This window comes from Sphingobacterium sp. Lzh-3 (assembly GCF_046764375.1).
Taxonomy (GTDB): Bacteria; Bacteroidota; Bacteroidia; order Sphingobacteriales; family Sphingobacteriaceae; genus Sphingobacterium.
In genome coordinates, this window is record NZ_CP177226.1 from 2,184,497 (window position 1) to 2,210,460 (window position 25,964).

16 protein-coding genes are annotated in these 25,964 nt (G+C 41.3%); 10 read left to right on the top strand and 6 right to left on the bottom strand.

Annotated features, from left to right (window positions below):
- The first annotated feature begins 66 nt into the window (after positions 1-66).
- From ACLCDV_RS09000 to ACLCDV_RS09025, 6 genes are read left to right on the top strand one after another with little or no spacing between them, the layout of a single operon-like run.
- Positions 67-1,524, top strand: a complete 1,458-nt coding sequence (locus ACLCDV_RS09000) for an aldehyde dehydrogenase (NADP(+)) (protein WP_343567200.1) — start codon at positions 67-69, stop codon at positions 1,522-1,524.
- A 35-nt stretch (positions 1,525-1,559) separates the two neighbouring features.
- The gene (locus ACLCDV_RS09005) at positions 1,560-2,558 is read left to right on the top strand and encodes a 4-hydroxyproline epimerase (protein WP_343567199.1); all 999 of its coding nucleotides are present in this window, start codon (positions 1,560-1,562) and stop codon (positions 2,556-2,558) included.
- Positions 2,559-2,598: 40 nt separating this feature from the next.
- Positions 2,599-3,861: an NAD(P)/FAD-dependent oxidoreductase gene (locus ACLCDV_RS09010; RefSeq protein WP_317667578.1), complete on the top strand. Its 1,263-nt coding sequence runs from the start codon at positions 2,599-2,601 to the stop codon at positions 3,859-3,861.
- 31 nt (positions 3,862-3,892) lie between these two features.
- Complete coding sequence (locus tag ACLCDV_RS09015) at positions 3,893-5,665, top strand: DUF885 family protein (RefSeq protein WP_343567198.1); 1,773 nt, start codon at positions 3,893-3,895, stop codon at positions 5,663-5,665.
- Between the two features lie 6 nt (positions 5,666-5,671).
- Entirely contained in the window at positions 5,672-7,096 is a 1,425-nt protein-coding gene (locus ACLCDV_RS09020; RefSeq protein WP_343567197.1) for an APC family permease, read from the top strand.
- Positions 7,083-9,314, top strand: coding sequence for a DPP IV N-terminal domain-containing protein (locus ACLCDV_RS09025; RefSeq protein ID WP_411973465.1), 2,232 nt, complete (start codon positions 7,083-7,085; stop codon positions 9,312-9,314). Before ACLCDV_RS09020 ends, ACLCDV_RS09025 begins: the two co-directional genes overlap by 14 nt.
- 248 nt (positions 9,315-9,562) lie before the next feature.
- Here the strand turns inward: ACLCDV_RS09025 and ACLCDV_RS09030 are convergent, their stop codons facing one another.
- From ACLCDV_RS09030 to ACLCDV_RS09040, 3 genes are all read right to left on the bottom strand, one after another.
- Entirely contained in the window at positions 9,563-11,236 is a 1,674-nt protein-coding gene (locus ACLCDV_RS09030; protein WP_411973466.1) for a M1 family metallopeptidase, read from the bottom strand.
- A gap of 22 nt (positions 11,237-11,258) precedes the next feature.
- A complete protein-coding gene (locus ACLCDV_RS09035) occupies positions 11,259-13,433 on the bottom strand; it encodes a S9 family peptidase (protein ID WP_317667571.1) in 2,175 nt (724 codons plus the stop codon).
- A 78-nt stretch (positions 13,434-13,511) separates the two neighbouring features.
- Positions 13,512-14,900, bottom strand: coding sequence for an aminopeptidase P family protein (locus tag ACLCDV_RS09040; protein ID WP_411973467.1), 1,389 nt, complete (start codon positions 14,898-14,900; stop codon positions 13,512-13,514).
- Between the two features lie 505 nt (positions 14,901-15,405).
- On the opposite strand from ACLCDV_RS09040, the gene ACLCDV_RS09045 reads away from it, so the two are divergent.
- The 3 genes from ACLCDV_RS09045 to ACLCDV_RS09055 all read left to right on the top strand — a co-directional run bounded on the left by ACLCDV_RS09045 (position 15,406) and on the right by ACLCDV_RS09055 (position 21,693).
- Positions 15,406-16,290, top strand: a complete 885-nt coding sequence (locus tag ACLCDV_RS09045) for an AraC family transcriptional regulator (RefSeq protein WP_317667569.1) — start codon at positions 15,406-15,408, stop codon at positions 16,288-16,290.
- A 610-nt stretch (positions 16,291-16,900) separates the two neighbouring features.
- On the top strand, positions 16,901-20,143 hold the full coding sequence (locus tag ACLCDV_RS09050; RefSeq protein WP_333625180.1) for a SusC/RagA family TonB-linked outer membrane protein: 3,243 nt from the start codon (positions 16,901-16,903) through the stop codon (positions 20,141-20,143).
- Positions 20,144-20,184: 41 nt separating this feature from the next.
- On the top strand, positions 20,185-21,693 hold the full coding sequence (locus ACLCDV_RS09055) for a SusD/RagB family nutrient-binding outer membrane lipoprotein (protein WP_333625179.1): 1,509 nt from the start codon (positions 20,185-20,187) through the stop codon (positions 21,691-21,693).
- 851 nt (positions 21,694-22,544) lie between these two features.
- Here ACLCDV_RS09055 and fabF read toward each other — a convergent pair.
- The 3 genes from fabF to ACLCDV_RS09070 form a co-directional block, all read right to left on the bottom strand.
- On the bottom strand, positions 22,545-23,783 hold the full coding sequence (gene fabF / locus ACLCDV_RS09060; protein ID WP_411973468.1) for a beta-ketoacyl-ACP synthase II: 1,239 nt from the start codon (positions 23,781-23,783) through the stop codon (positions 22,545-22,547).
- Positions 23,784-23,845: 62 nt separating this feature from the next.
- Positions 23,846-24,439, bottom strand: a complete 594-nt coding sequence (locus ACLCDV_RS09065; RefSeq protein ID WP_411973469.1) for a TetR/AcrR family transcriptional regulator — start codon at positions 24,437-24,439, stop codon at positions 23,846-23,848.
- A gap of 83 nt (positions 24,440-24,522) precedes the next feature.
- Entirely contained in the window at positions 24,523-25,149 is a 627-nt protein-coding gene (locus tag ACLCDV_RS09070; protein ID WP_088160946.1) for a helix-turn-helix transcriptional regulator, read from the bottom strand.
- Positions 25,150-25,336: 187 nt separating this feature from the next.
- Between ACLCDV_RS09070 and ACLCDV_RS09075 the strand changes: the two genes are divergently transcribed.
- Positions 25,337-25,963, top strand: coding sequence for a superoxide dismutase (locus tag ACLCDV_RS09075; protein ID WP_411973470.1), 627 nt, complete (start codon positions 25,337-25,339; stop codon positions 25,961-25,963).
- Position 25,964: the final 1 nt, after the last annotated feature.

A 25,964-nucleotide genomic window follows, 5' to 3' on the forward strand; every position in this document is an offset into this window, starting at 1 on the left:
AATAAAGATATCAGGAAGGTTTTTATTGATTTTTGAAGATAGATACTTACAATAAAAACAAAAGGAATGGATAGAAACGAAAATGAGATTGATTACGTCGTAAAACAGGCGGAGGCTGGATTTCAGTTTCTTCAAAAAACTGATGTCATTGAACGGGCGGAATTGATGTATGCCATTGCCGCTGAAATTGAGGCATTGGGAGACATCCTGATTGAAACGGCCCATCTGGAAACGGCCCTTCCTTTGGGTAGACTGCAAGGTGAAAAAGCGAGAACGGTCAATCAATGGCGTCGATATGCCGATGCTGTGCGAACTGGTTTATACAGTGAAGCACGGATAGATCGTGACCCAAATGGTCAATTTGATTTACGGAAGTATAATAAAGGGCTTGGTCCTGTTGTGGTTTTTGGCGCAAGCAACTTTCCTTTTGCTTTTTCAACGGCAGGTGGGGATACAGCCAGTGCCATTGGTGCCGGCTGTTCGGTTATCGTAAAAGCACATCCCGCTCATCTTAAAACTTCGCAATTAATGGCTGACGCTATTGATCGGGCGATTTCAAAACAAGGAGCCCCAAGTGGCGTTTTTAATCATGTGTTGTCGGATTCATTTGCTGCTGGACAACAATTGGTCCGCCACAGATTCGTAAAAGCAGTCGCATTTACAGGTTCTTTCCGTGGCGGGAAAGCTTTATTTGACCTGGGCCAGTCAAGACCTGATCCTATTCCTGTATTTGCCGAAATGGGGAGCGTAAATCCGGTTTTTCTTTTACCGGACTACTTAGGGAATAATCTGGAACCTTTTGCTAAGCAGTATATTGCCTCATTGCTTTTAGGTGTTGGTCAATTTTGTACCAATCCAGGTGTTTTAGTAAGTATCGGCGGCGAACAGCTGGATCGACTTAAAGCGGAGTTGAAGAAGGAACTTCAAGCTGCCGCTACCGGCAAAATGCTGCACGCAGGAATATTGGATAGCTACAACCGTTTAAAAGGGGAAATGGTTCAATACGATGGTGTCAGTATATTGGAAGAAGGGCAGGATAATACAGCGCAAGATTTTGCGCAGGCCCTGCTTGCTGAGGCGGAAGCAAGCCAAGTTTTGGCTAATCCTAAGTTATTGGAAGAGGTTTTTGGACCTTTTGGGCTAATTATATCCTGTGCGGACCTCAATGAAATGAAAAATGTAATGGAGCAGCTCGAAGGACAGATAACCATCACTTTTGCGGCATCGGCGCAGGACATTCACGAATGCCAGGCACTCTTTTCAATTGCACAGGACAAATGCGGAAGGCTTTTGTTTCAGGGTATGCCAACTGGGGTTGAAGTACAGTATGCTATGCATCATGGCGGACCTTATCCGGCAACCACAGATGCGCGTTTTACTTCTGTCGGGCCCGATGCGGTAAAGCGCTTTATTCGCCCCATTAGTTTTCAAAATTGGCCAAATGAATTTTTGCCTAAAGAACTACAGGACGGAAACCCATTACAAATTGACCGTTTGGTCAACCAGCAATGGACTAAAGCATAATAGAAACAAATGACCATATAAACAAGTGATCAGAAATGAAGAAGACTTTTTTTTGCATTGATTCGCATACCTGTGGTTGTCCCGTGCGATTGGTGGCAGGAGGAACCCCATTATTACAGGGGAATTCCATGATGGAGCGCAGGTTGCATTTTATACGTGAGTACGATTGGATCCGTATGGGATTGATGTTTGAACCAAGAGGGCATGACATGATGAGCGGCAGTATGCTTTATCCGCCCTTTGATCCGCAAAATGATATTGGTGTCCTTTACATTGAAACCAGTGGTTGTCTGCCGATGTGTGGACATGGAACGATCGGTACGGTGACGATTGCCATTGAGGAAGGGCTCGTTCAACCTAAAGTTCCCGGAAAATTAAGGCTGGAAACTCCGGCTGGACTTGTACATATCGACTACGTCCAAGAGGGACTTAAGGTGAAAAGTGTAAAGCTTACGAACGTCAAGTCCTTTTTATATGCTGAAGCCTTAACGGTCGATTGCCCGGATCTAGGCAACATCAGCGTCGATGTTGCCTACGGTGGAAACTTCTACGGCATTATTGATCCGCAGACTAATTTTCAAGATATCAGTTCCTATTCAGCCAGCCAGCTCATTCATTATGGAAAAATAATCCGTCAGCTGCTGAACGAAAAATATTCTTTTGTTCATCAAGAAGATGCTAATATACATGGATTGACTCACATCCAATGGACAGGGGATCCTAAACTACCCAACTCGTCGGGACGCAATGCAGTACTGGTTGGCGACAATGCATTGGACCGTTCACCATGTGGTACAGGTACATCAGCCCGTATGGCGCAATGGTATGCTAAAGGGAAACTCAAGAAAGGGATGGAGTTTATACATGAAAGTTATATCGGTTCACAATTTACCGGTAAAATTGAGGCTGAAACAACCGTGGATGGCAAACCGGCCATTGTCCCATCCATCGAAGGCTGGGCACGGATAACAGGCTATAATACCATTTTTTTGGATGATGAGGATCCTTATTTTGGCGGTTTTCAGGTGATTTAATAGTTCAGGTGATTTAAAAAATTAATAAGACAAGAGCAACGTGAAAGAAAATAATAGAGGTACGGTTGTCGTCGTTGGTGCAGGAATTGCAGGACTTGCTTCCGCCTATTACCTTGTAAGAGACGGATGGGATGTGAAAATCCTCGAAAAAAATACCTTGGACAATAACTGTTCTTATGGCAATGCCGGCATGATTGTCCCCAGTCATTTTACGCCCTTGGCTGCCCCCGGTATTGTAGCGCAGGGGATAAAGTGGATGTTCAATAGTAAAAGCCCTTTTTATGTACGGCCTTCGCTAAATCCACGAATGATCAATTGGGGATTGAAGTTTTTAAAACATGCTAATCGCTCACACGTAGAACAGCATGCGACTGCAATACGTGATTTGAATCTCTACAGCAGCAGATTATATGATGAATTGGCGCAGGAGGAGGGGTTTGATTTTGAACTGAAGCAGAACGGGATCCTGATGATGTATAAATCCAAGGAAATGCAGCATGAAGAAATTGAATTGGCCCATCGTGCCCAGGATCTTGGACTTGATGTCGATATTCTGGAGGGGAATGCCGTTCAAGAACTGGAGCCTAATCTGAAGCTGGATGTTTTAGGTGCTATACTTTATCGCTGTGACGGAAAATTATATCCACCAAAGTTAATGCGGCAATTGATTCAATATTTGAAAGCCGCAGGCGTAGCTTTTTTCGAAGAAACTGAGGTCAGTAAATTTATAACAGCCGAAAATAAGGTGAAAGAGGCGATCAGCAACAAAGGGAGTTTTCAGGCGGATGCTTTTGTCTTGACTGGTGGCGCTTATTTGCCGCAGCTCACATCAAAGTTGCACGTAAATACACCGCTTATGCCGGGAAAAGGGTATTCCTTTATGTATCAACCCGAGAAAGAGAATACATTGAATCATGCGGCATTATTACTGGAGGCTCGTGTTGCTGTAACACCCATGAATGGCCAGATCCGATTCAGCGGTACGATGGAATTGGGACCAGCAAATGACAAAATTTATGAAAATCGTGTCCGCGGAATTGTGGAATCCATTCCAAAATATTATCCGGAATTGAAGGTCGATTACCCAAGCGAAAAAATATGGTATGGTTACAGACCCTGCTCGCCTGATGGATTGCCCTATCTGGGAAGATTGAAAAAATTTGATAATGTCCTAGTTGCCGGTGGGGGTGGTATGATGGGCTTGAGCTTGGGCCCTGCCTATGGGAAAGTTGTTGCAGATTTATTGGCAGGACAGAAAATAGAGTCTGAAATCGCTGGTTTTAGACCTGATCGTTTCGACTGATAAAATTATGCTGTAAACCAACACCCGAATTATGAATCGTTCTTTTTCTTTTATAGCTCCCAAAACATTGTTTTATGGACTGCTCTTTCTATTCCCGGTCTCCATGCATGCACAAAAGATGAAATTATACGACCATACAACTCCTATAGAGCCTTATATTGTACAATATGGGCATGATGTTGAGGCGATAAACTATTTTTATGGCCCTATGCCCAAAGGCTGGGGCAATCAGCGGGCTGCCGCTTCGCCCGAACAGTTAGCACGTCTTCAGCGTTTGGATAACGAATATTTGAACAAGCTGGACAAGTTCCCCTATGAAGAACTCGAAACATCGGGGCAGGTAGATTTTATCTTACTGAAGCGCAAACTAAAAAGTGATCTCCTTTCATTGAAAGAAGATGAGTCGAATTACAACCGATTATCCGTGTATTTACCTTTCGCACAGCGAATTTTTGCACTTGAAAAGGAACGCCGTAGGGGGAAGCGTCTGGCAGGAGAAGATGTCGCGAAAGAGCTGACGCTGGTTGCCGGCGAAATCGATCGGTCAATAGCTGCGCTTCAGGAAAAGACCAACATTCCTTATTCAGATGTTAACTTTCTGGTTGCCTTATTAAATTCACTGGACTTAAGGATCACCAGCACCTTCGATTTTTATAATGGATACGACCCTGAATTTACTTGGTGGGTACCGGCTATATTTCAGCAGGTGAAAGGCAAGCTCTCGGATTATAAGGAGAAATTGGCTGCAAAAAGTGATTGGAAAGTGTTTGATGACGGTAGTCAGATTGCTGGTTGGCCTATTGGGGAAAAAGAGATAAACCGAAGGCTCAAAGCAGAAATGATCAGTTATACAGCTGCCGATCTTTTAAAATTGGCTGACCAAGAGTTTAAATGGTGTGAGGTCGAGTTATTGAAAGCGAGCCGTGAAATGGGGTTCGGCGATGACTGGCGGGCTGCACAGGAAAAGGTTAAAAACTCCTACGTACCCATTGGAGAACAGCCGGAGCTCATCATGAGATTGTATAACGATGCACAGCAATTTATTGAACAAAATAAACTCATGACTATTCCTGAGCTGGCAGATGAGACTTGGGGCATGATCATGATGACACCTGAACGGCAACGAGTCAACCCCTTTTTTACAGGCGGACGGGAAATTAGCATATCCTATCCGACAAACACAATGGATCAGCAGGCGAAACTGATGAGTATGCGTGGCAATAATCCTTATTTCTCCCGTGGCACAGTCCAACATGAATTGATTCCTGGTCATCATCTTCAATATTTTATGAATAGGCGTTACAAGCCTTACCGCGAAGAGGCATTTAACACACCATTTTGGACGGAAGGATGGACATTGTACTGGGAATTGCTGCTGTATAGCAAGGGATTTGCAAAAACTCCGGAGGAGCGAATCGGGATGTTATTTTGGCGCATGCATCGCTGTGCAAGAATAACCTTTAGTATTAAATTTCATTTAGGGGAGTGGACGCCGCAGCAATGCATCGATTATCTCGTAAACCGCGTGGGATTTGAGTCGGCTAATGCGCACGGTGAAGTAAAGAGATCGTTTGAAGGTTCCTATGATCCTCTATATCAGCTGGCCTATCTCGTAGGCGGCTTGCAATTGATGCGTATCAAAGAGGAGGTCGTAGATCAAGGGAAAATGTCATTTGCTGCATTCCATGACCGTGTGATCAAAGAAAATTATCTACCGATGGAAATGTTGAGAGCGATTATCAAGGGCGAGAAGTTAACCCCCGATTATGAGACAAACTGGAAGTTTTATCATTTTAATAACTAGGTGTTTATGAGTGAGTCGAAACAAACTTTTCAAAAGTCTCTCGGGTTACTGGATGCCACTATGCTGGTGGTTGGAAGTATGATCGGTTCTGGGATTTTTATTGTATCTGCGGATATTGCGCGCAACACGGGGTCTGCAGGCTGGATGATGGTCGTATGGCTGATTTGTGGTTTTATGACTTTGACTGCAGCGTTGAGCTATGGTGAATTGAGTGCGATGTTTCCAAAGGCAGGAGGACAATACATTTACCTACGGGAGGCTTATGGGCCAGTGTTAAGTTTTGTATTTGGCTGGACATTTTTTGCCGTTATACAAACTGCGACTATAGCGGCTGTGGGGGTAGCTTTTGCGAAATTTACAGCCTATCTCTTCCCTTCTATGGATGAAGATGTTTACCTGCTAGAATGGTCAGATTATCGGGTATCGGCAGCGCAGCTGCTGGCAATTGCCGTCATTATTGTATTAACCTATATTAATTCAAGAGGCGTAAATAGCGGAAAGCGCGTACAGACATCCATCACATTGATCAAGATCGGGAGTCTGTTGCTCTTGTTGCTCTTTGGATTCCTGGCTTTGAAACATGAAGTTTGGACTTGGAACTGGGACAATATATCTCTTTGGTCAATGCGTCGTTTAAATACGGATGGAACGTATGCATCTTATGATGGATTTTCAGCAATGGGTGCTTTTTCTGCGGCTATGGTCGGTGCGCTCTTCAGCAGCGATTCCTGGCACTCATCTTCCGCAGTGGCTGGCGAAATTAAAAATCCACAACGTAATATCGGGTTGAGTCTTGCATTAGGGACTTTACTGGTTACCGTAATCTATCTCCTGACTAATTTGATGTACACTGGCATATTGCCTTTGGAAGTTATGGTCAATGCACCAAAAGACCGTGTAGCCATGAGTGTCGCTCAAGAAGTTTTTGGCCCTTTTGGGATTACTATTATAGCGATTATGATCATGATCAGCACCTTTGGCTGTAATAATGGGATTATCCTGGCAGGAGCGAGGGTGTATTATTCTATGGCCAAAGACGGTTTGTTTTTTAAAAGGGCGGGTAAGCTCAATGCGCATGCGGTACCTGCCTGGGCACTCTGGATACAATGTGTCGCTGCGTCAATATGGTGTTTAAGCGGAAAATATGGTGATTTATTGGACATGATTACCTGTGTGGTAGTCATATTTTATGTACTCGCGATTGCGGGTATTATTCGTCTCCGTATCACACGTCCAGATTTGAACAGACCCTATAAAGCATTTGGCTATCCTTTTCTTCCCGTTCTTTATATTCTGATGGGACTTGCTTTTATTGGGTTGATGGTCATTTTCAAACCTAATTATACCTGGCCAGGCATTATCATTGCACTATTGGGTATCCCGATCTATTATTTAATCAATCCTAAGCGAAGAAAGTATGAAGTTTCTTAGTACAGCGGTTTTGTTGTTGTCGGCACAGTTTCTGTTTGGTCAAGGAACTTTGGCAGATTATACACGTGCACAAAACTTAAAAAAACAATTGACCAACAAAATTGAAAATCTGCCCGGCCAATTTTATTGGAATGATAAGGGGGATCTCTTTTGGTATGATCGAAATACGTTGCAGGGAAAAGAGTATATTTTGGTCAATCCCCAGGCAAAAACAAAAGAACAGCTGTTTGATCTGACGAAAGTATTTTCGTTAGTGGATGAAAAACTGGGGCGGAAAATCGAAAATCGTATTATTTCCAATGATCAGATAAAATTGCTGGACGAGGATCAAGTGTCGCTCGATATCGCGGGCTACCTGTGGATCTGGAACCGCCGTTCCTCGCAATTGAGCCAGGGTGCTGCAAGTGGAAATAAAGATCGAAATACGCGCTATTGGGGGCAGCGTGAACAGGAAAATGCCTATAGGGAAGTTGAGTCTCCAGATAAAAAACATGTGGCATTTATCCGCAATAATAATGTATTCCTGGCAATAAAGGGAAATACAAACGAGGCGCGACAAATTACCTTTGATGGCAACACGGCAAATTATTACAGCAATGATATTCAATGGGCACCAGATAGTCGTAAACTGGCTACAGTAAAAACTCAAAAAATAGAGATCAGGCAACTGACGCTTATTGAATCTTCTCCTAAAGATCAGCTGCAGCCTAAAATTCAGACACGCGATTACGTGAAGCCCGGAGATGAGCTGGCGCAAAAACTACCTATTTTATATGATCTTGAAAAAGACCGACTGTCGGTGTTTGATGCTGCGCTCATACCAAATCAATTTTACCTTTCGGATCTTTCCTGGCGCGATGACAGCAGAGCATTTACCTTCGAGTATAACAAACGGGGGCATCAAGTCTATGGCGTCATGCAGATGGATGCAAATAGCGGTACCTCGAGTTTTCTGATTCAAGAGCAGAATAAGACCTTTATTGATTATAGCGGCAAGAAATACCGGGAAGATCTGGCCGATGGAAAGGAGATTGTATGGGCCTCTGAGCGTGATGGATGGAACCACCTGTATCTCTATGACGGAATTACTGGAAAAGTAAAAAGCCAGATAACGAAAGGAAACTGGGTTGTTCGGAAAGTTGTGCATGTTGATGCTGTAAAACGAAGGGTTATTTTCGAAGGCAGCGGAATGAATGCCGCAGAAGATCCCTATTTGGTCCACTATTACGCTATCGGTTTAGACGGAAAGGGCTTAAAACTGCTGACCGAAGAAAATGCAAATCATCAAGCTTTTTTCAATAAAGACTATTCGCAGTTTGTGGATACGTATTCCCGGGTCGATCAGCCGCCAATTTCAGTATTGCGCGACAAAAATGGCGGTATTGTCATGGAGTTGGAGAAAACAAACAGTAGTCTGCTCGAAACTACAGGGTGGCGTGCACCAGAGGTTTTTAAAGCGAAGGGACGTGATGGCGTAACGGATATCTGGGGGATTATTATTCGGCCGACGAATTTTGATCCCGCTAAAAGCTACCCTGTCATCGAATACATTTATGCGGGACCCCATAGTTCTTTCGTGCCAAAATCATTTTACAGCAACCCGAGCGGGATGTACGAACTCGCCGAATTGGGCTTTATTGTGGTGCAGATCGACGGCATGGGGACCTCAAATCGTTCAAAGGCTTTTCATGATGTATGTTGGAAAAATCTGAAAGATGCGGGCTTCCCGGATCGAATTGCCTGGATGCAGGCCGCGTCAAAGCAATATAAATACATGGATATCGGCAGGGTAGGGATTTATGGCACATCTGCTGGGGGGCAAAGTTCAACCGGCGCGTTGTTATTCCATCCCGAGTTTTACAAAGTTGGCGTTTCCTCCTGTGGCTGTCACGATAACCGAATGGATAAAATATGGTGGAACGAGCAATGGATGGGCTGGCCTGTAGGTCCTGAATATGTGGCTAGCTCGAATATTGAAAATGCCGCTAAGCTGGAAGGAAATCTTTTGCTGATTGTTGGTGAACTTGATGATAATGTGGATCCTTCATCCACTTTCCAATTGGTTGATGCGTTGATCAAAGCGCGTAAGAATCATGATTTTATCATGGTTCCTGGGATGGGGCATTCTTCAGGGGGAGATTATGGTGAACGAAAAAGAAGGGACTATTTTGTAAAACGTCTTCTTGGTGTAGATCCGCCTGCCTGGAATCAGTATTGATCTTTCATCAGGACAATAATCCGCTAATGCAGGCCTATTTCCTGTTTTTCCTGAACGAGTCTGGATCTTATTGAAAGGACCTTCGGTATGCTTTTATTGCTGTTAGAGTCTGCGAAGTCATGAAGGTTTTATTTCAATTGGGAATAGGTATGAAGCGATAAGAGTGGTTCAAAAACACAGCGCCCCGGAAAGTAGCTAACTTTCTGGGGCGCTGTGTTTATTTCATGTTGGTAACGTTGAAGCTGTTTTTATTCGATCAATACGCCGACATAATAGTTAAACGTATCAATATCGATATTCTCTTTTGTTAAACCGGCCACTTTAATCGGTCTGAAACGTTGGTCCAACTGGATAAGTTCTCTTTTTTGACCTTTTACGCCAATATGTATGGGCATATGGAAGCCTTTGACTTCGCTGATCCAGCGACCCAATATTCTGCCTGAAGGATCTTGTTTGATCTCCAGTGTAGGAATGGCAGTATGTTTTACATACTGTTCAAATACTTTTAACAGGTCTAGACCGGACTTCTGGCTTACGTAGTTGACAACATCAGTATAATCGACTTGTTGGTGATAAAACTTGCTGTTTAATCCCCTGAGAATATTCCGCCACTTTTCATCATTGTCGATCATCGTACGGATCATGTTAAGCATAACACCGCCTTTGGGATACATATCCCCAGATCCTTCTTTATTTACGTGGTAGGGGCCCTGGATGGGGCTATCATTTTGGATCCCGCTCCGGATACCATGGGCGTAAGCCTGGCTGGCTTCCTTACCATAGAAATAGTCGATAAATAAGCCTTCGGAATAATTAGTGAAGCTTTCGTGGATCCACATATCTGCCAGATCAGCTGAAGTAATATTGTTGCCAAACCATTCATGACCAGATTCGTGGACCACAATAAAATCCCATTTATGTCCCCAGCCGGTTCCAGACGCATCCCCGCCGCGATAGCCATTCTGGTAATGGTTACCGTAGGCGATGGCACTCTGATGTTCCATGCCGGTATGGTAGGTTTCAACAAGTTTATAGCCATCTTCATAGAAGGGATATGGACCAAACCAATGTTCAAAGGCTTCTAAGGTCTGGTTGGCGTTTTTTTGAAGATGGGCTTTTTTTTCTGCCGTATCGTTTTCGCGCAAAATATAGTAGTCTATATCCAATGGTCCTTTTTCACCTTTGTATTTTTCCTTAAAATGAACGTAGTCGCCGATGTTGATGGCGACATTGTAGTTGTTGATTGGATTGGCAACTTTCCAGTGGTATTTGGTGTAACCATCCTTCATCTTTTCCACCTTGACCAAACGTCCATTGGATACATTCATCACCTCTTTTGGGACAGCGATGGAAATCAGCATACTATCCACTTCATCGGATTGATGGTCTTTGTTTGGCCACCAGACACTCGCGCCCATACCCTGGCAGGCCGTTGCCACCCATGGCTTTCCATTGCTATCTTTTTTCCAGTCAAAGCCGCCGTCCCAGGGAGCTTTGACCGCTTCTGTAGGATGGCCTTCGTAATATACCGTAAACTCTTCCTGTATTCCTTTCTTAATAGTTGCAGGAAATTCGACAAAGACAGCATTGTGTTCTCTGGTAAAGGAAAGTTCTTTCCCTTTATATACGACTTTGTCTACGTTGAGATTTGCAAAAAGATCAAATTGCAGGCGATTAAAATCAGTTGTAGCCTTGAAACGGAAAAGGTTTGAACCCGAAATAAACTTATTGTCTATATCTACCTTAACATCCAAATGGTAGTATTGGATATCGTAGCAGGTTCGCAGCGGTGACAGATATCCGCGCAGTGAATCCGCTCTTGTGAAGTCATTTTTTTCTTTCATCAGCTGCGCTGCTGATTGCTGTATACCTGCGGTCAGTAGACCACAGGTTCCCAGTGCATATAATAGTATTCTTTTCATCTGTAAATGATAACTATTCGGTCTATCTTCCACCCGGAGGGCAATGTAATTTTAGATAGTTTGTAAATAATGTTTTTAAATGCTCATGCGTACCTTGTCCCTCGCTGATCGAATGGCTGCGGTTGGGGTAAGACATCAACTGGAACTGCACGTTATTTTTGATCAGTTCATTGATCAGGACTTCTGCATTTTGATAATGCACATTGTCGTCTCCGGTTCCATGGATATAGAGTAAGTTACCTTTGATGTTTTTTGCATATTTCAGCGGCGAGCCGTTTTCAAAGTCTGCAAGATTTTCCTGAGGGAGGCCCATGTAGCGTTCTTGGTATACGTTGTCGTAAAGTAACTGATTTGCTACAGCTGCAATAGCAATACCCGTTTTATAGATTTGAGGATATTGTCCCAGTAGGTTAAGCGTGCTTGATCCGCCACCGCTCCAGCCCCAGACGGCCACACGTGAACTGTCGACAAAAGGCCATTTCAGAATTTCTTGTGTTGCCGAAGCCTGGTCGCGAATATTGAGCTGTCCGATATTGCGGTAGATGCTTTTTCGCCACAAGCTGCCTTTAGGAGCAGGAGTTCCGCGATTATCCAAAGAAATATAAATGTAGCCATCCTGCGCCATATTTCCTTTATATAAACTGTTATAACCTGCACCAAAATTGTCTAATACAGTTTGTGATGCTGGTTCGCCGTAGACCATAAAGACGACAGGATACTTTTTATTGGGATCGAAATCAAGTGGTTTTACCATCCAGCCGTCTAACTCAATACCGTCCGTTGTTTTAACTTTAAAAAACTCGGCAATACCATCGCTGACTTTCTTTTCACGTTTAAAATCAAAGTCTACGAGTATTTTGTGTGTCGGTAACTCAATAACGGCATTGTGTTTTAAGGTTGCCCGGTTGCTAAAGCTGAAGATGGCAATTTTACCGTCTTTTGAAATATCATAATCGCAGGTGCCTTCGTATGAGGCCGGGGTCAGTCTTTTTGGAATTCCGCCTTTCGTTGATACACTATACAGATACTTCTGCGTTGCATTGTTTGGAGAGGCGGTAAAATAAATCGTTTCATTTTTCGGATCGAAAAAGTCAAGATTGATCATATCATAGTCCGCTTTCATAACCAGCTTCTCGTTGCCCGATAAATCAATCTGATAGATTTTGCGCCAGCCGTCCTTTTCCGAGACCCAGATGAAGGCCTTGCCACCTTGAACCCAGTCCCATCCCGAAGGATCATTGTTGTTCCATCGTGCTTTGATATCAATCCATGAGTCGCTTTGCTCCTGGTGTATATTTTGCGCTTTATTATCGGAGAGAGCGACGGTATAGATTTTGCTCTCATTTTGTTTTCTGTTGAGCTGCTCTAGGATAACCTGCTTGCTATCAAGACACCATTCCATGCGGGGAATATAGTGCTGGTTGGGATCTCCCGGGATATTCAGCATGGTATTTTTTCCAGTGGCGATTTCATAGGTCCATATCGAACAGGCACTCGGCGATTGTCCAACTTTAGGATACTCCACGGGAATGGTATAGGAGTAGAGGCTATCCGTATTGTTGATCATCAGAAAATTACGGATGTTGCGGGCATCAAGCTTCCAATAAGCAATGGAAGCACCGTCCGGCGACCAGCGGAAACCATCTTTACAGCCAAATTCTTCCTCGTATACCCAGTCGAAAGTACCATTGATTAAACGGTCTGTTCCATCTTTGGTAACGGAAACGATGCTACCATTAGCGAGATCTTCCACGTAAACATTATGGTCGGCTTTATTAACGTAGGCGACTTTATCTGCTTGTGGGTTAAATTTCGCAAACATCAGTTGTGAGGTCGGGAATTTTTGGCCTAGTTGTTGCAACTGATTGGTCTTCTTGTTGTAAACCCAATAATCGCCTCTTGTATTCTCGCGCCAAACTCTTTTACTATTGGTATAGATCAATATAAGCTCCTTGTTTTTGGAAATGGAAAAATTTTCGACTTTCAAGGCGACCGTTGCGCCTTTCGGAATAAGCGATTGCTGTGAAAGGAAGATGGAGCGCACCCCATTTTTAGGGTTGACCATTTCTATTCCCTTGTCGGAAAATTCATAATATTGATCACCATGATCTGTCCAGAGTCGCTGCGCAAAAAGGGAAGCTGGAACCTGAAAAATCAGTATTAGAATAATAAAGATCGACTGTTTAATGCTGTTCATTTGTTTATCTGTTTGAGTTGACCCCAAAAGAATTTAAGTTTACTTTTTGGGTTTATCATTATGTTAGTTGTTCGTTAATTAATCAATTGGATTGTCTTTGAGTTGATAGATCTCCTGAATCTCGCGTTCAAGGTATTTTCCTAAACGACGGTATCCATCTGTTTCAATAAGATAATTATCTTCAATACGGACCCCGCCGAAATCGAGATGTTTTTTTAAGAAATCATAATTGATAAAGTCCTTGTGTAAATTTTGCTGTTCCCAAAGCTGCGTTAATTCAGGAATAATATAGATGCCGGGTTCAACGGTGACCACATTGCCAGCCTCCAATTTCTTACCTAGCCGCAGCGATTTGATTCCAAAAGTCTTGGTATCTTTTGGCTCAGCTTCGGTATAGCCTACATATTGTTCACCAAGATCCTCCATATCATGCACATCAAGACCGAGCATATGGCCTAATCCACATTGAAAGAAAAGCGCATGCGCGTGATTCGTGACTGCATCTTGCGCGTTGCCTTTCATGAAGCCAGTTTGTATAAGTCCATCTACAAGCGCTTCACAGGCTTTTAAATGTATTTCTTTAAAACGTATTCCGGATGTCAGCAGCTGCTCTGCAGATTTAAACGCATGTAAGACAATCTGGTAAACTTCCTCTTGTAAAGCCGTAAATCGTTTTCCTACGGGAAAAGTTCTGGTCAGGTCCGAAGCATAGCCCATAGCGGTCTCTACGCCGGAATCATTGAGTAGGAGATCTCCTTCATAAAGTTGGTGAAATTGCATATGATTGTGCAAAATTTCACCCCGTTTTGTGACTATCGGAGGATAGGATAAGGAGGTTCCCTGATCTTGCGCAAAATGTTGCATGGCATTGCTGATCTGATATTCGTAACGATCAGGTTTTGTCATTCGCATAGCAATGCGGTGCATATCAACAGCAATATCTACGGCTTTCTCTAATTCGATAATTTCTTCGGCCGATTTGATGTTCCGTTGCGCAACGACAGCTTTAATCAAAGCCACAGAGGGCTGAAGCCGATTTGCGGGACGGCCGGTTAGCTGCTCAAGTAATAACTTATTATGCGACTGATAAGGAGGAAGATAGTGAATATCTTCCTGTTTTCCTTTGCTAAGGTAGTCGAAGAGTTGATTGAAAGGAAGGACCTTGCTGATACCAGAAAGATCTGCTTTTTCAGCTAAAGTCTGTTGTTGCCCCATCCACACAATATCGTCAATGGTCATTTCATCGCCGAATAGGATGGTCTCGTTTTTTTCGGTGTCCAATACAGCCGCCAAACGTGGACTTTTGACACCGATATAATATAAAAAGCTACTGTCTTGACGGAAGGGATAGGTATTGTGCTCAAAATTGATCGGATTTTCAATGTTGCCTAACAAAAGAATTTTGCCAGTTGTGAACGTTGATAACAGATTATTTCGGCGATTAAGATATATTTCTTTTTTGAACATAAGTTTGGAAATTAAAGGAAGTACTGTTTTTGTTGTGCTAGAATCATGAATTGTTTGTAATCTGCTTCGGCTTGAAGTAGAATTGTCTACCTAGCGGGTTATTGTCTAATACGAATATCGTAAAATTTATGCATGTCAAAATCATTTATTTAAAGGTCTATCTTTGATAGTGTAGTGTTTGCTGTTGTTACAAATGAATATGCTCGCCATTTTGTCTCTAAAAAGGTCAAACAACGAAATTAAATAAAGTTCAGCCTTTCTGTTGAATAATAATTTGCACAATTTATCAAAGTCTAATTGTATTTTAACCCATTTTTTTACTGCTGGTGAATTTTTAATGTGAATTCTTTGTTTTGGTTTGCGTATTTCTTAGGGATTATTAAATATTGTCGAATTCTAAACATATTTTGGTATAGTATTTTTATGTTTTGTTTGCAAGAAGTAATCTTCCATTGTAGTTGTTATATTTATATTACTAAACAGTAAACATAAAACTAAATAAACTATGAAAACGCTTCAATTTAACGTGCCAACAACCCGAGGGCAAAGTTTAACTGTTCAAGAAGATGTTTTGGAAACTTTCTATCCTTATTTTCACCGTCATCAGGAAGCTCAGTTAATGTGGATAAAAAAAGGTAGTGGAATTTTGATTGTTGAAGATACGCTACATCCCTTTAAGGAAAATGATATATTCTTTTTAGGTGCGAATCAACCTCACGTTTTTAAGTCAGCGTCTCAAGACGGTCTTTCCAATGAATCACGTTCTGTTTCTATCTTTTTTGATCCCAATGGTAAGCTGAAATCACTATTTTCTTTGGATGAATTTGAATCGCTGAATCAATTTATCTATAATAACTCCAGAGGATTTAAGGTACCGGAGAGGTATTTTGAGCAGATATCGGAACGGGTTTGTCAATTGAATTCCGCTGATCAGATGGAGAAGTTAATGCACTTTTTTTATTTACTAAGAGCATTGGCAAATATTTCACGGGAGGCAGATGCGCTATGTAACGAGCGGGTAGAAGTGGCCTTTGATACAATGCATGGATCAAACCGCATTAATTTCATCTGTAATTATATTAAGGAGCACTATAAAGACGAAATTACGCTGGAAGATGTTGCTGATCATGCAAATCTTACTCCGCAGGCATTTTGTCGATATTTTAAAAAGCATTGCGGTGTTACTTTTGTGACTTATCTTAACCGGATAAGAGTGAAGGAAGTTTGTAACCAGTTAAATGAGGATCACTTGGATAGCGTTTCTTTTATTGCCTACAACTGTGGGTTTAATAGCATCACTAATTTTAATCGGGTTTTTAAGCAAATTGTGGGCTGTAATCCAAAGGAATATGTGCAGCAGTATAAACAAACATTGTATTCTGTCATTTAGGACAAATAATTCCAGTCGAGATTTAGATCGTGAATATTTAGTAGCGATTAAATAAGTCTATATTTCTTATGAATTGCGGTACTGGCGCGATTGGTTAAACTTTGAAATACAGATAGTATCTGAGCTGAAATTCTGCTAAAAAGAGAGCGTTATTGCTATTTTTAGCAGAATTTTGCTCTTTTTTTATTTATATATCTTTTTCTTCCTCATCTACCTAAACTTCTTTAAAAGCGATTTATCTTAAGTTTTTTTTGAAGTATCTTATAGAAAATTCGGGTAATTCTCTTTTTCGGGTATTTATTTTTTTGTTTTTTCAAGTTCTTGCTAATAAAATTCTCGAAAAATTATAATAAAATAAATTAGATTGGTGTGTTTCTGTGGTTTTTCTTGCAAATCGGTGTATGGGAAGCGAATAGGTAGGCTATTGTTGTGAAAATGGGTTTATATAAAATTTCTTTTTGTTGAGATTGGGATGTTGATTTCATTATTTAACATTTTGGGTTAAATATTGGGCAATACTGGTCAAGATTCGGTTAACAATGAAAGGTCTGTACTTATAACTTAGTTCTTATTAAAAGCACTATAAACTAACACATCTGAAACTAAACTTATGAACAGAAAAAGCATTGCTATGCTAGCCGCTACTGTCTTGGTAAGCTCGGCAGTATATGCGCAAACAGTTTTAAAGGGGAAGGTGGTCGACCAAGACGGGAAACCTATCCCCGGAGTTACAATCACGCTTCGGGATGGAACAGCAACACAATCAGGACAAAATGGTGAGTTTACAATCAATTACAAGCAGGCGGGGGCATTAAGCGTCTCGGCTATTGGCTATGCTCGTAAAGAAGTTAATTTGACCAATCAGACCACAATTCAAGTCACTTTACAATCTAATGAGCAGAGCTTGGATGAGGTAATCGTGACGGCTATGGGAATTACCAGAGATAAAAAGTCGTTGGGGTATGCAATCCAGGAGGTAAAGGCAAAAGACTTGACAGATGCTGGACAATTGAGCGTAACGAGTTCTTTATCGGGGAAAGTTGCGGGGGTTCAAGTCAATCAGTTTGGGGGTGCCGTTGGGGCATCGGCTAGGATTTCGCTAAGAGGAAACTCTTCGCTACAGGCGGATCAACAACCTTTGATAGTTGTGGATGGAGTTCCAATTACCAATAATACGCAACGTTCCGGAGATAATACTTATGGCGGTGTTGATTACGGATCTGGTCTAAATGATATCAACCCAGAGGATATCGAGGATATCCGTATTTTAAAAGGAGGTTCAGCGGCGCTATATGGTATGCGTGCAGGGCGAGGAGTTATTGAAATCACTACGAAATCTGGTAAAAAAGCACAAAACGGAGTAAGCTTGTCTTATGACGGGAATTTTACCGTCGATCAGGTGGCGACCTTACCCAAATTCCAAAATTTATATGGACAGGGATCGCGAGGAGATGAGTATCATTACAATCTAAATGGGAAAGGATTGACTTATCAGCAATATGCAGAGCAAAAGTCTTTTAACTATGTTGATGGTACTGGGGAATCAGATGATGGTGTAAATGATGGCTTTGATGAATCATGGGGTCCGCGTTTGGATATTGGCTTGAACTTACGACAATTTGACAGTCCGGTTGTAAATGGGGAGAGACAAGCGACTCCTTGGATTTCGCATAAAAACAACGTGCGAGACTTTTTTCAATTAGGGCATTCACAAAACCATAATCTTTCTTTATTGTCTAAAGGAGAAAAATCTTCTACCAGAGCAGCTTTATCTTATAGAAATCAAATTGGAACCGTACCTAATACGGATCAGACTAGATATTCCATGCAACTCAATAATTTTTATCAGTTATCAGATAAAATATCTTATGATGTAATGGCGAACTATTCAAGAACCCAAAGTGACAATTTGATTATGCAAGGGTATGATGGGGCCAATCCAATCAATGGTTTTATTTGGTTTGGTCGGCAGGTGAATATGCAAAGTTTAAAAGATAATTGGGATCAAAGAGATCCTGAAACAGGAAACTACACCTATTACAACTGGAACTCATCTTATCATGTGAATCCGTATTTCACAATGAACAAGACAACAAATTCTTTGAATAAAAATCGCGTTTTTGGAAAGTCTTCATTGTATTATAAACCTTACGAATTTTTGAAATTTGAGGGACGCGTAGGATTAGATTATTACAATGCGAAGATGTTCCAGTCTAATTATTTCAACTTTGATAATCCGAATGGTAGTTTTCGAGATCTTAAAACCAATAATACAGAGTTGAATTTAGATTTTATTGCTACGTTCAATAAACAATTTGGTGATTTTAACTTGCTAGCGAGTGCCGGTGCAAATTATAGAGATGCACAGAATGAAAATAGTACAGTTGGGGCAGATGCCTTAACGGTGCCAGGGGTTTATACGATTTCTAATCGAGTAGGGGATGCTATCAATCTAATGGATCATAGTCATATCCGTTCAAATTCTATCTATGGATTGGCTTCATTAGGTTGGAAAGATCAGATATATGTAGATGTGACGGCAAGAAATGATTGGTCGTCCACCATTACAAAATCATTTTTTTACCCCTCGTTCAACTTAAGCTGGTTGCCGACAACCACTTTTGAAGGTCTGAAAGGTGATGTGCTTTCCTTTTGGAAATTGCGCTTCAACTTAGCTGAAATTGGTAATGCAACTTCAGCATATAGAAATAAACGTTATTATTACGCGCAAAATAGTTCGTTTAATGGAGTTGCCCAAATCTATAAAAGTATGACTTATCCAAGTCCTAATTTGGAACCGGAAAGTATACGGACTTGGGAGGTCGGTACCGAACTTGGTTTTTTTAAGGATCGATTACATGCAGATTTTACGTATTACCACAAAAATGCGAAAAAGCAAATCCTACCGGTTACAACTTCAAATGTTGTTGGATTTAGCAGTATGGTCTTAAATGCGGGTAATATTGAAAGTAAAGGGGTGGAAATCCAGTTACGTGGTGATATCCTGAAAAGTGAGACTGGTGTAAATTGGACTGCATCGTTCAATTTTGCAAAAGATAAGAATAAGATTTTGGAACTCTATCCGCAATTGAATCTGGATACCTATCAAATTGGTTGGACATGGGGAATTGCCAACATGGCGAAGGTGGGAGAATCTTGGGGAGCTTTGGTTGGTCCCGGATATAATCGCGTTGAGGATGGTCCAATGAAAGGAGCTATTAAAGTGACTGAGGAGGGATTTGTTGATAATACAAAATCTACTGAAGTCATTGGACATGTCACACCGAACTATATGATGAGTCTTAGAAACGAATTTAAGTATAAAGACTTTACCGTAGGTTTTATGCTGGACTTTAGAAAAGGTGGAGACATTTGGTCACAAACGATGAGTCATGCTTATGGTTCGGGGATTGCTGCTATCACTGCTGAAAATGGCGTGCGTGAGCGTGCTATTGTTGCAGGAAAAGATGTGATGAAAAATGAGCGATTTGCGATGCCTGATGGTAAAGGAGGCTGGGTAGAAAATACGATTGCCGTAAATACGCAAGATTGGTATGAATCAGGAGGAATAGCAGAAATGTATGTATTTGATGGATCTTTCCTGAAATTACGTGAAGGGTATATTACTTATACTATTCCTCAGCATGTCTATGGTAAAATTAAAGGAATCAAACGCGCAAATGTGTCACTGATAGGCTCCAATCTAGCATTATTGTGGGTAGATAAATCCAATACAATGCGCATTGACCCAGAAACCAGTGGTGTATCGAGTGATAGTAGAGGGGTTGGTTTTGAGCAAGCATCAGTTCCAAGTTCGCGCAGTATAGGATTGAAACTAGGTATTACTTTTTAACTAGATTTTAGGAATTTTTATTCTTAACAAATACAATGAGTATGAATAAGATTATTAAGAAAACAGGATTAGCGACTTCGGTGCTATCACTTCTGTTATTATCGGGATGTACTAAGAATTTCGAAGATATAAATACGAACCCAGATGCATTGCCTTATAGTCCACCAAACAATACGCTGGTTAATGTGCTCCGCAATACGGGCGAGCAGTTTGGGGGGGATGTGGATGGTTATGGTACGTTTGCCGGCTATATTGTTAAAATTCAATACATGGATTTTATGTCTGGATTGGTGCCTACAAATAATACTTATGGCAATCGTTGGTATGCGTGTTACTATAACAATACGCAGCTAAAAGATATGTTGGAGTATACCGAAAAAACTGCTGCAGGCTATAAGAATGTTCGCTTTGTAGCAAGGATCTGGCAAAACTACATGTGGTCCTATCTAACGGATGGCTGGAGAAACATCCCTTTTACGGAGACGTTTCAGGGAACTGAAGCGCAAGGTGGGGTTTTAAGAGCAAAGTATGATAAGCAGGAGGATATTTATCCCGCCATTTTGAAAAGTTTAAAAGAGATCGCTGACGAGATGGCACAAGGCTATGGAACTGATGAATTGGAAGGAGCAGATGCAATTTATTTTGATTCAAGCAATAAAGATCTTGACTCGGAGATGTTGAAATGGCGTAAGTTCTGTAATTCCTTGAGGCTTCGCATAGCTATGCGCATTTCTGGAGTAGCACCAGATTTAGCTAAATCCACTATAGAAGAAATTGCAGGTAAACCAGATATGTATCCCGTTATAGCCGACAATAGCGAAAGTTGTCAGCTAGCTTACCCTGGAGCACCACCATATTATGAACCGTGGTATAATTCTGGAATGATAGGAAATAGAAGAAATAACTGGGCGCTGTCTGATATTTTTATCGATCATTTAATTGATACGAAGGATCCTCGTATTGCTGCGGTGGCTTTAAAAGCAAATGACGGTGAATATCGAGGTTACCCTAACGGGGCAAAACAAGGTCCTTCGAGCCTTACATCTGTTTCTTGGATAGGTGATCGTTATATTACCAATGCAGCTGGTGCGACACCTTTTTTTAAAGCCTGTGAAACTTACTATATTTTGTCTGAGGCAGCAATGCTAGGGTATAACGTAGGTATTTCTGCTCAAACAGCTTATGAGAAAGCTGTGAATTTATCTATGGCTGATAACGGTGTTTCTGCGGAAGCTACAAACGCGTATTTAGCAGGAGCTGGAAAGTGGAATAATACAAAAGAACGTATCTGGTGGGATATGTGGGTAGCGTTGTTTAAAGAAAATTTTGAAGCTTGGAGTTTGTACCGGAGAACTGGAGTGCCAACAACAAATTACCCTTCGTTAAATTCTATATTTGGGAAGAAGCACAATGATCAGCCTTGGCGATTGCCTTACCCGAATAATGAATATTTATATAACAAAGCGAATACCGATGTTGCGGCGGCAAAAGTAGTTGACAATGTGTGGGGTGAACAGATGTGGTGGGATAAACGAACAGGAAAATTTTAGTTTCATATGTTTATTTTTATGCAGCGAGGCAACTTCGGTTGTCTCGCTGTTTTTTTTATAGCCCTTAAATCGCATCAGTAAATCGATATTTTGTTTACTACATTCTGAATTCAAATGTGCGTGTATCAGTTAGAATGTCTTCTTTTTGATACTGACCAATAGTGGATCCCGTTCTATCCACTGCAGACCTTTTGCGGATAACTAACCATGCGGGCTAATTCCACGACCAAGCTTAGTAATACCAAAGGGATTCTGTAGCATGCAAGAATGAATAGGAAGTAATGCGATTTTTTCGAAGCAACTATGGAGATCAAGTAGGTACTAATTTATCTCTTTCGACAATACTTGTTCAGTGTTCGTTCAGTGCTCGTTCAGTGCTTGCTCAGTGATGACTCAGTAGGGACTGAATAATTAGTGACTAATTACTGTTTAAACATTGATTGAAAATTGTGATTAGTTAAACGTTGATATACCTATGTAACTGCTTTAGTGTTTATCTTAATTATTTATAAAGGACCGCGCCAATGGTTAAAAGGGCGGTATCTCTTATTCCACAGAATGTGCTCTCCAGCATGCTGTTCTCAAGGCGCGAGCAAACTTAACTGAATAAATGTGGAATTGATTGTCAACCTAGGCTCTTCCAGAAATAGGGTTAAAGTAATTTGGGCATTAACAAGGATGGCGATCCAAAAAAGCAGATATAAAAATAACAGTTGGTGAAAAAAAAGGCATAAAAAAAGGTTTTCAAACGGGGAGAATGAAAACCTTAAATAACCAATTATAAACCTAAATTATGATAGTACAAAGATAGTGTGTTTATTACACTTTGTCAAGAGTTATTTCAAAAAAAATTAAATCTTTTTGAAAACGATACTCGAATTGTGCCCACCGAAACCAAAAGCATTGCTCATCGCAGTCTGAACAGGTTTTTCTAAGGGCTGATTGATTACAATTTGAATTCCCTCGGGAATCTCGGGATCGATATTTTCGATATTAATTGTTGCCGGAATTACATGATTGTTGATGGATTTTATGGCAATGATTGCTTCGATAGCGCCGGCTGCCCCAAGTAAATGTCCTGTCATTGATTTGGTAGAACTGACCCAAAGATTATTTAGATTTCCAAAAGCTCGTTGTACGGCTTTAAGTTCGGCGATATCTCCAACTGGGGTTGAAGTCGCGTGAAGATTTAAATAGTCGAGCCCACTAGTATTAATTTTAGCCTCCTCCAAAGCCAGAGACATGGCTTTTGCTGCCGCTATCCCTTCTGGATGGGGTGAGGTCATATGGTAAGCATCTGCCGTCATTGAAGCTCCGACAAGCTCTGCGTAAATTTTTGCACCTCTTTGCTTGGCATGTTCGTATTCTTCCAAGATGAGTGCTCCAGCTCCCTCACCCATAACAAAACCATCACGATCCCGGTCAAAGGGTCTGCTTGCAGTCTGTGGGCTATCATGCCGGCTCGACATGGCTTTCATGGCAGAAAAGCCGCCAACGGAAGCCGGGGTAATGGGGGCTTCGGAACCGCCGCTTATAAAGACTTTGGCTTTGCCGAGCCTAATGTAATTAAAAGCATCCATAAAGGCCGTATTGGATGTGGCGCAAGCCGATACGGTCGTGTAATTGATTCCTTTTAAACCATACTTCATTGAAATCATGCCTGAAGCCATATTGACGATAAGTCTAGGAACAAAGAAAGGGCTGAATCGTGGTTTGTAATCTCCTGTCACGTAGCCTTCTACTTCTTTTTCGAAAGTTTCCATGCCGCCCTGACCAACACCCCAGATGACACCGATATCAAATGGATCTATGGCATCGAGATCTAGTCCCGAATCTTCCATTGCCTGCGCTGCACTGTATAAAGCATATTGCGTAAAGAGATCACTCCGTTTAATCTCATTTCTATCTAAGTATTTTTCAGGTTGAAAGTGTTTAATTTCACTTGCAATCTGTGTTCGAAACAACGAAGCATCAAAACGGCTAATAAGCGTTGTGTGGTTTTCGCCCCGCAAAATGTTATCCCAAAATATGTCTATGTTTTCTCCCAGCGGGTTAATTGTTCCCATGCCAGTTATTACAACTCTTTTCATCTCTTTTTATTTTAATATAAACTTATAAATATACCAATTGGTATTTGTTTTGGTAAAAAAAATTAAGCCTTGATCTCCCGATCCACCATTTCCTTCATTTTATCCAATACAATGGCAAGATCTTTTCCTCGGCCGGAAATCTTGGAAAGCAAGATTCCGCCTTCGACCATCGCCATAAACGTAATGGCATAATTTTCAGCAGAAATATGCTGTTTAAATTCACCGCTGGCAACTCCTTCTTCAAGAATTAGGATTAGCCGCTGTCTCCAAAGGTCAAAGGAACGTCTGACTTTAGGCGTTAAAAAAGACAGCGAATCATCAGCTTCGACGGCCGCATTCATCATGGGACAACCTCCTGAAGCTGCGATGTTTTTGAAATTATCTTTGTAAAAATCAAAAAAAGACAATAGCTTCTTTAAGGATGTTTTTTGTTGAGTAATCTGTTGATTAACAGCTTCTGATATTTTTCTGCTCTGATAGGTGTAGACATGGGTGGCTAGGTCATCTTTGTCTTTGAAATTACCATAAATACTTCCTTTTGTTAAGCCTGTTGCGGTAGTGATGTCCGAGAGAGAAGTTGCAAAGTAACCTTTTTTATTAAAGATGGGCGCGGTTTTCTCAATGATATATCGTCGTGTCTGTTCTGCTTTTGACATGATTATTCCTGTTCTTTTAATGCAAATATAAAAAATACTTTTTGGTATATTAATAATTTGTGCAAATGCCTTAGAAATTGGATTTATTTCGCCTTTGAAATGCGATAGGTACAGCGTGGGGCGTTTTCGATGATGTATTCTGTTCTACAGATACGATAAGCCGGACCGATAAGTTGCTGAAAATTATTCAGTTCTGAACGGCAAAAACCCTGACACTCTGTTGCTGCTGCACATATGGGGCAATGATTTTCAATGAGCAGATAATCGTCGGCCTCTTTTTTCCATTCTGCCATATAGCCTTCTTCCGTTCTTTTTGCGGCAATAACTTCAAGTTTTTTTTCGATGGATTCAATATCCGATAGCGCGTCAGTATATTTTTGATATACTTTAGACTCCCGATCACTGATAAGTAGATCCAAGGCATTCTCGCCAAGCACTTGTTTAATCGACTGCAACAGTTGTACTGTAATGTCGGCGTGACTATCTGGAAATCTTGCCATGCCCTGTGGTGACAGACTGTAATAAGTTGAGGGGCGGCCTATACCTTCGCTCCGGGCATTGGAGACAATCAGGTTTTGATTCGCGAGGTTCAATAAATGTTTACGGGCTCCTTCTTTTGTTATAGCCAACTCTGTTGCAATCAAAGCTGCAGTGGCTTCTCGGCGCATTTTTAATAACATTAATATTCGATCAGCTGGATTCTTCTGCATTTGACAATAAAAAAGTTGTTTTATATAACATCAGCAAAGATAGTGTTTTTATTTTTTGTCCTAAAATGTGTTTCAAACATAGGTTTATCCTTTTTGATTTATTTTTATGACTTTAATAAAACAACTATTTAGTTGTTTTATTAAGTTTGATTCTCTAGTTTTGACTTATCATAAAAACAATAAAACTATGCACAAATTTCAATTACCCCAGTTAGGATATGCCTATGCGGCGCTTGAACCATATTTTGATCGCGAGACCATGACGATTCATCACCAAAAGCATCATCAAGCTTATGTTGACAATCTAAATAAGGCATTGGAAGGAACAGCAGGCGAAGCTGACGATCTATTGGATATATTAACAAGCGTAAGTAAATATAGCCCAGCAGTACGCAATAACGGCGGCGGTCACTTTAACCATATGCTATTTTGGGAAATTTTATCGCCCAATCCAAAAACTGTACCCACAGGGAAGTTAGCCGATGAGATAAACGCTGCCTTTGGTTCTTTGGAAGAGCTCAAAGCCCAGATCAAAAATGCTGGACTTGGGCAGTTTGGTTCGGGCTGGTCTTGGCTCTATGTAAAACATTCCGGCGCCTTAGCTATCGTAGCTACTCCCAATCAGGATAATCCGCTGATGGATACACAATCGATCGGAAGAGGTTTCCCTATTTTGGGGGTCGATGTTTGGGAGCATGCGTATTATTTGAAATATCAAAATAAAAGAGCCGATTATTTGGATGCATTTTGGTCGCTTTTGGATTGGTCTGTTGTTGAACAGAAATACGATACTGTGATTGCAGGCTTGGTTTGAT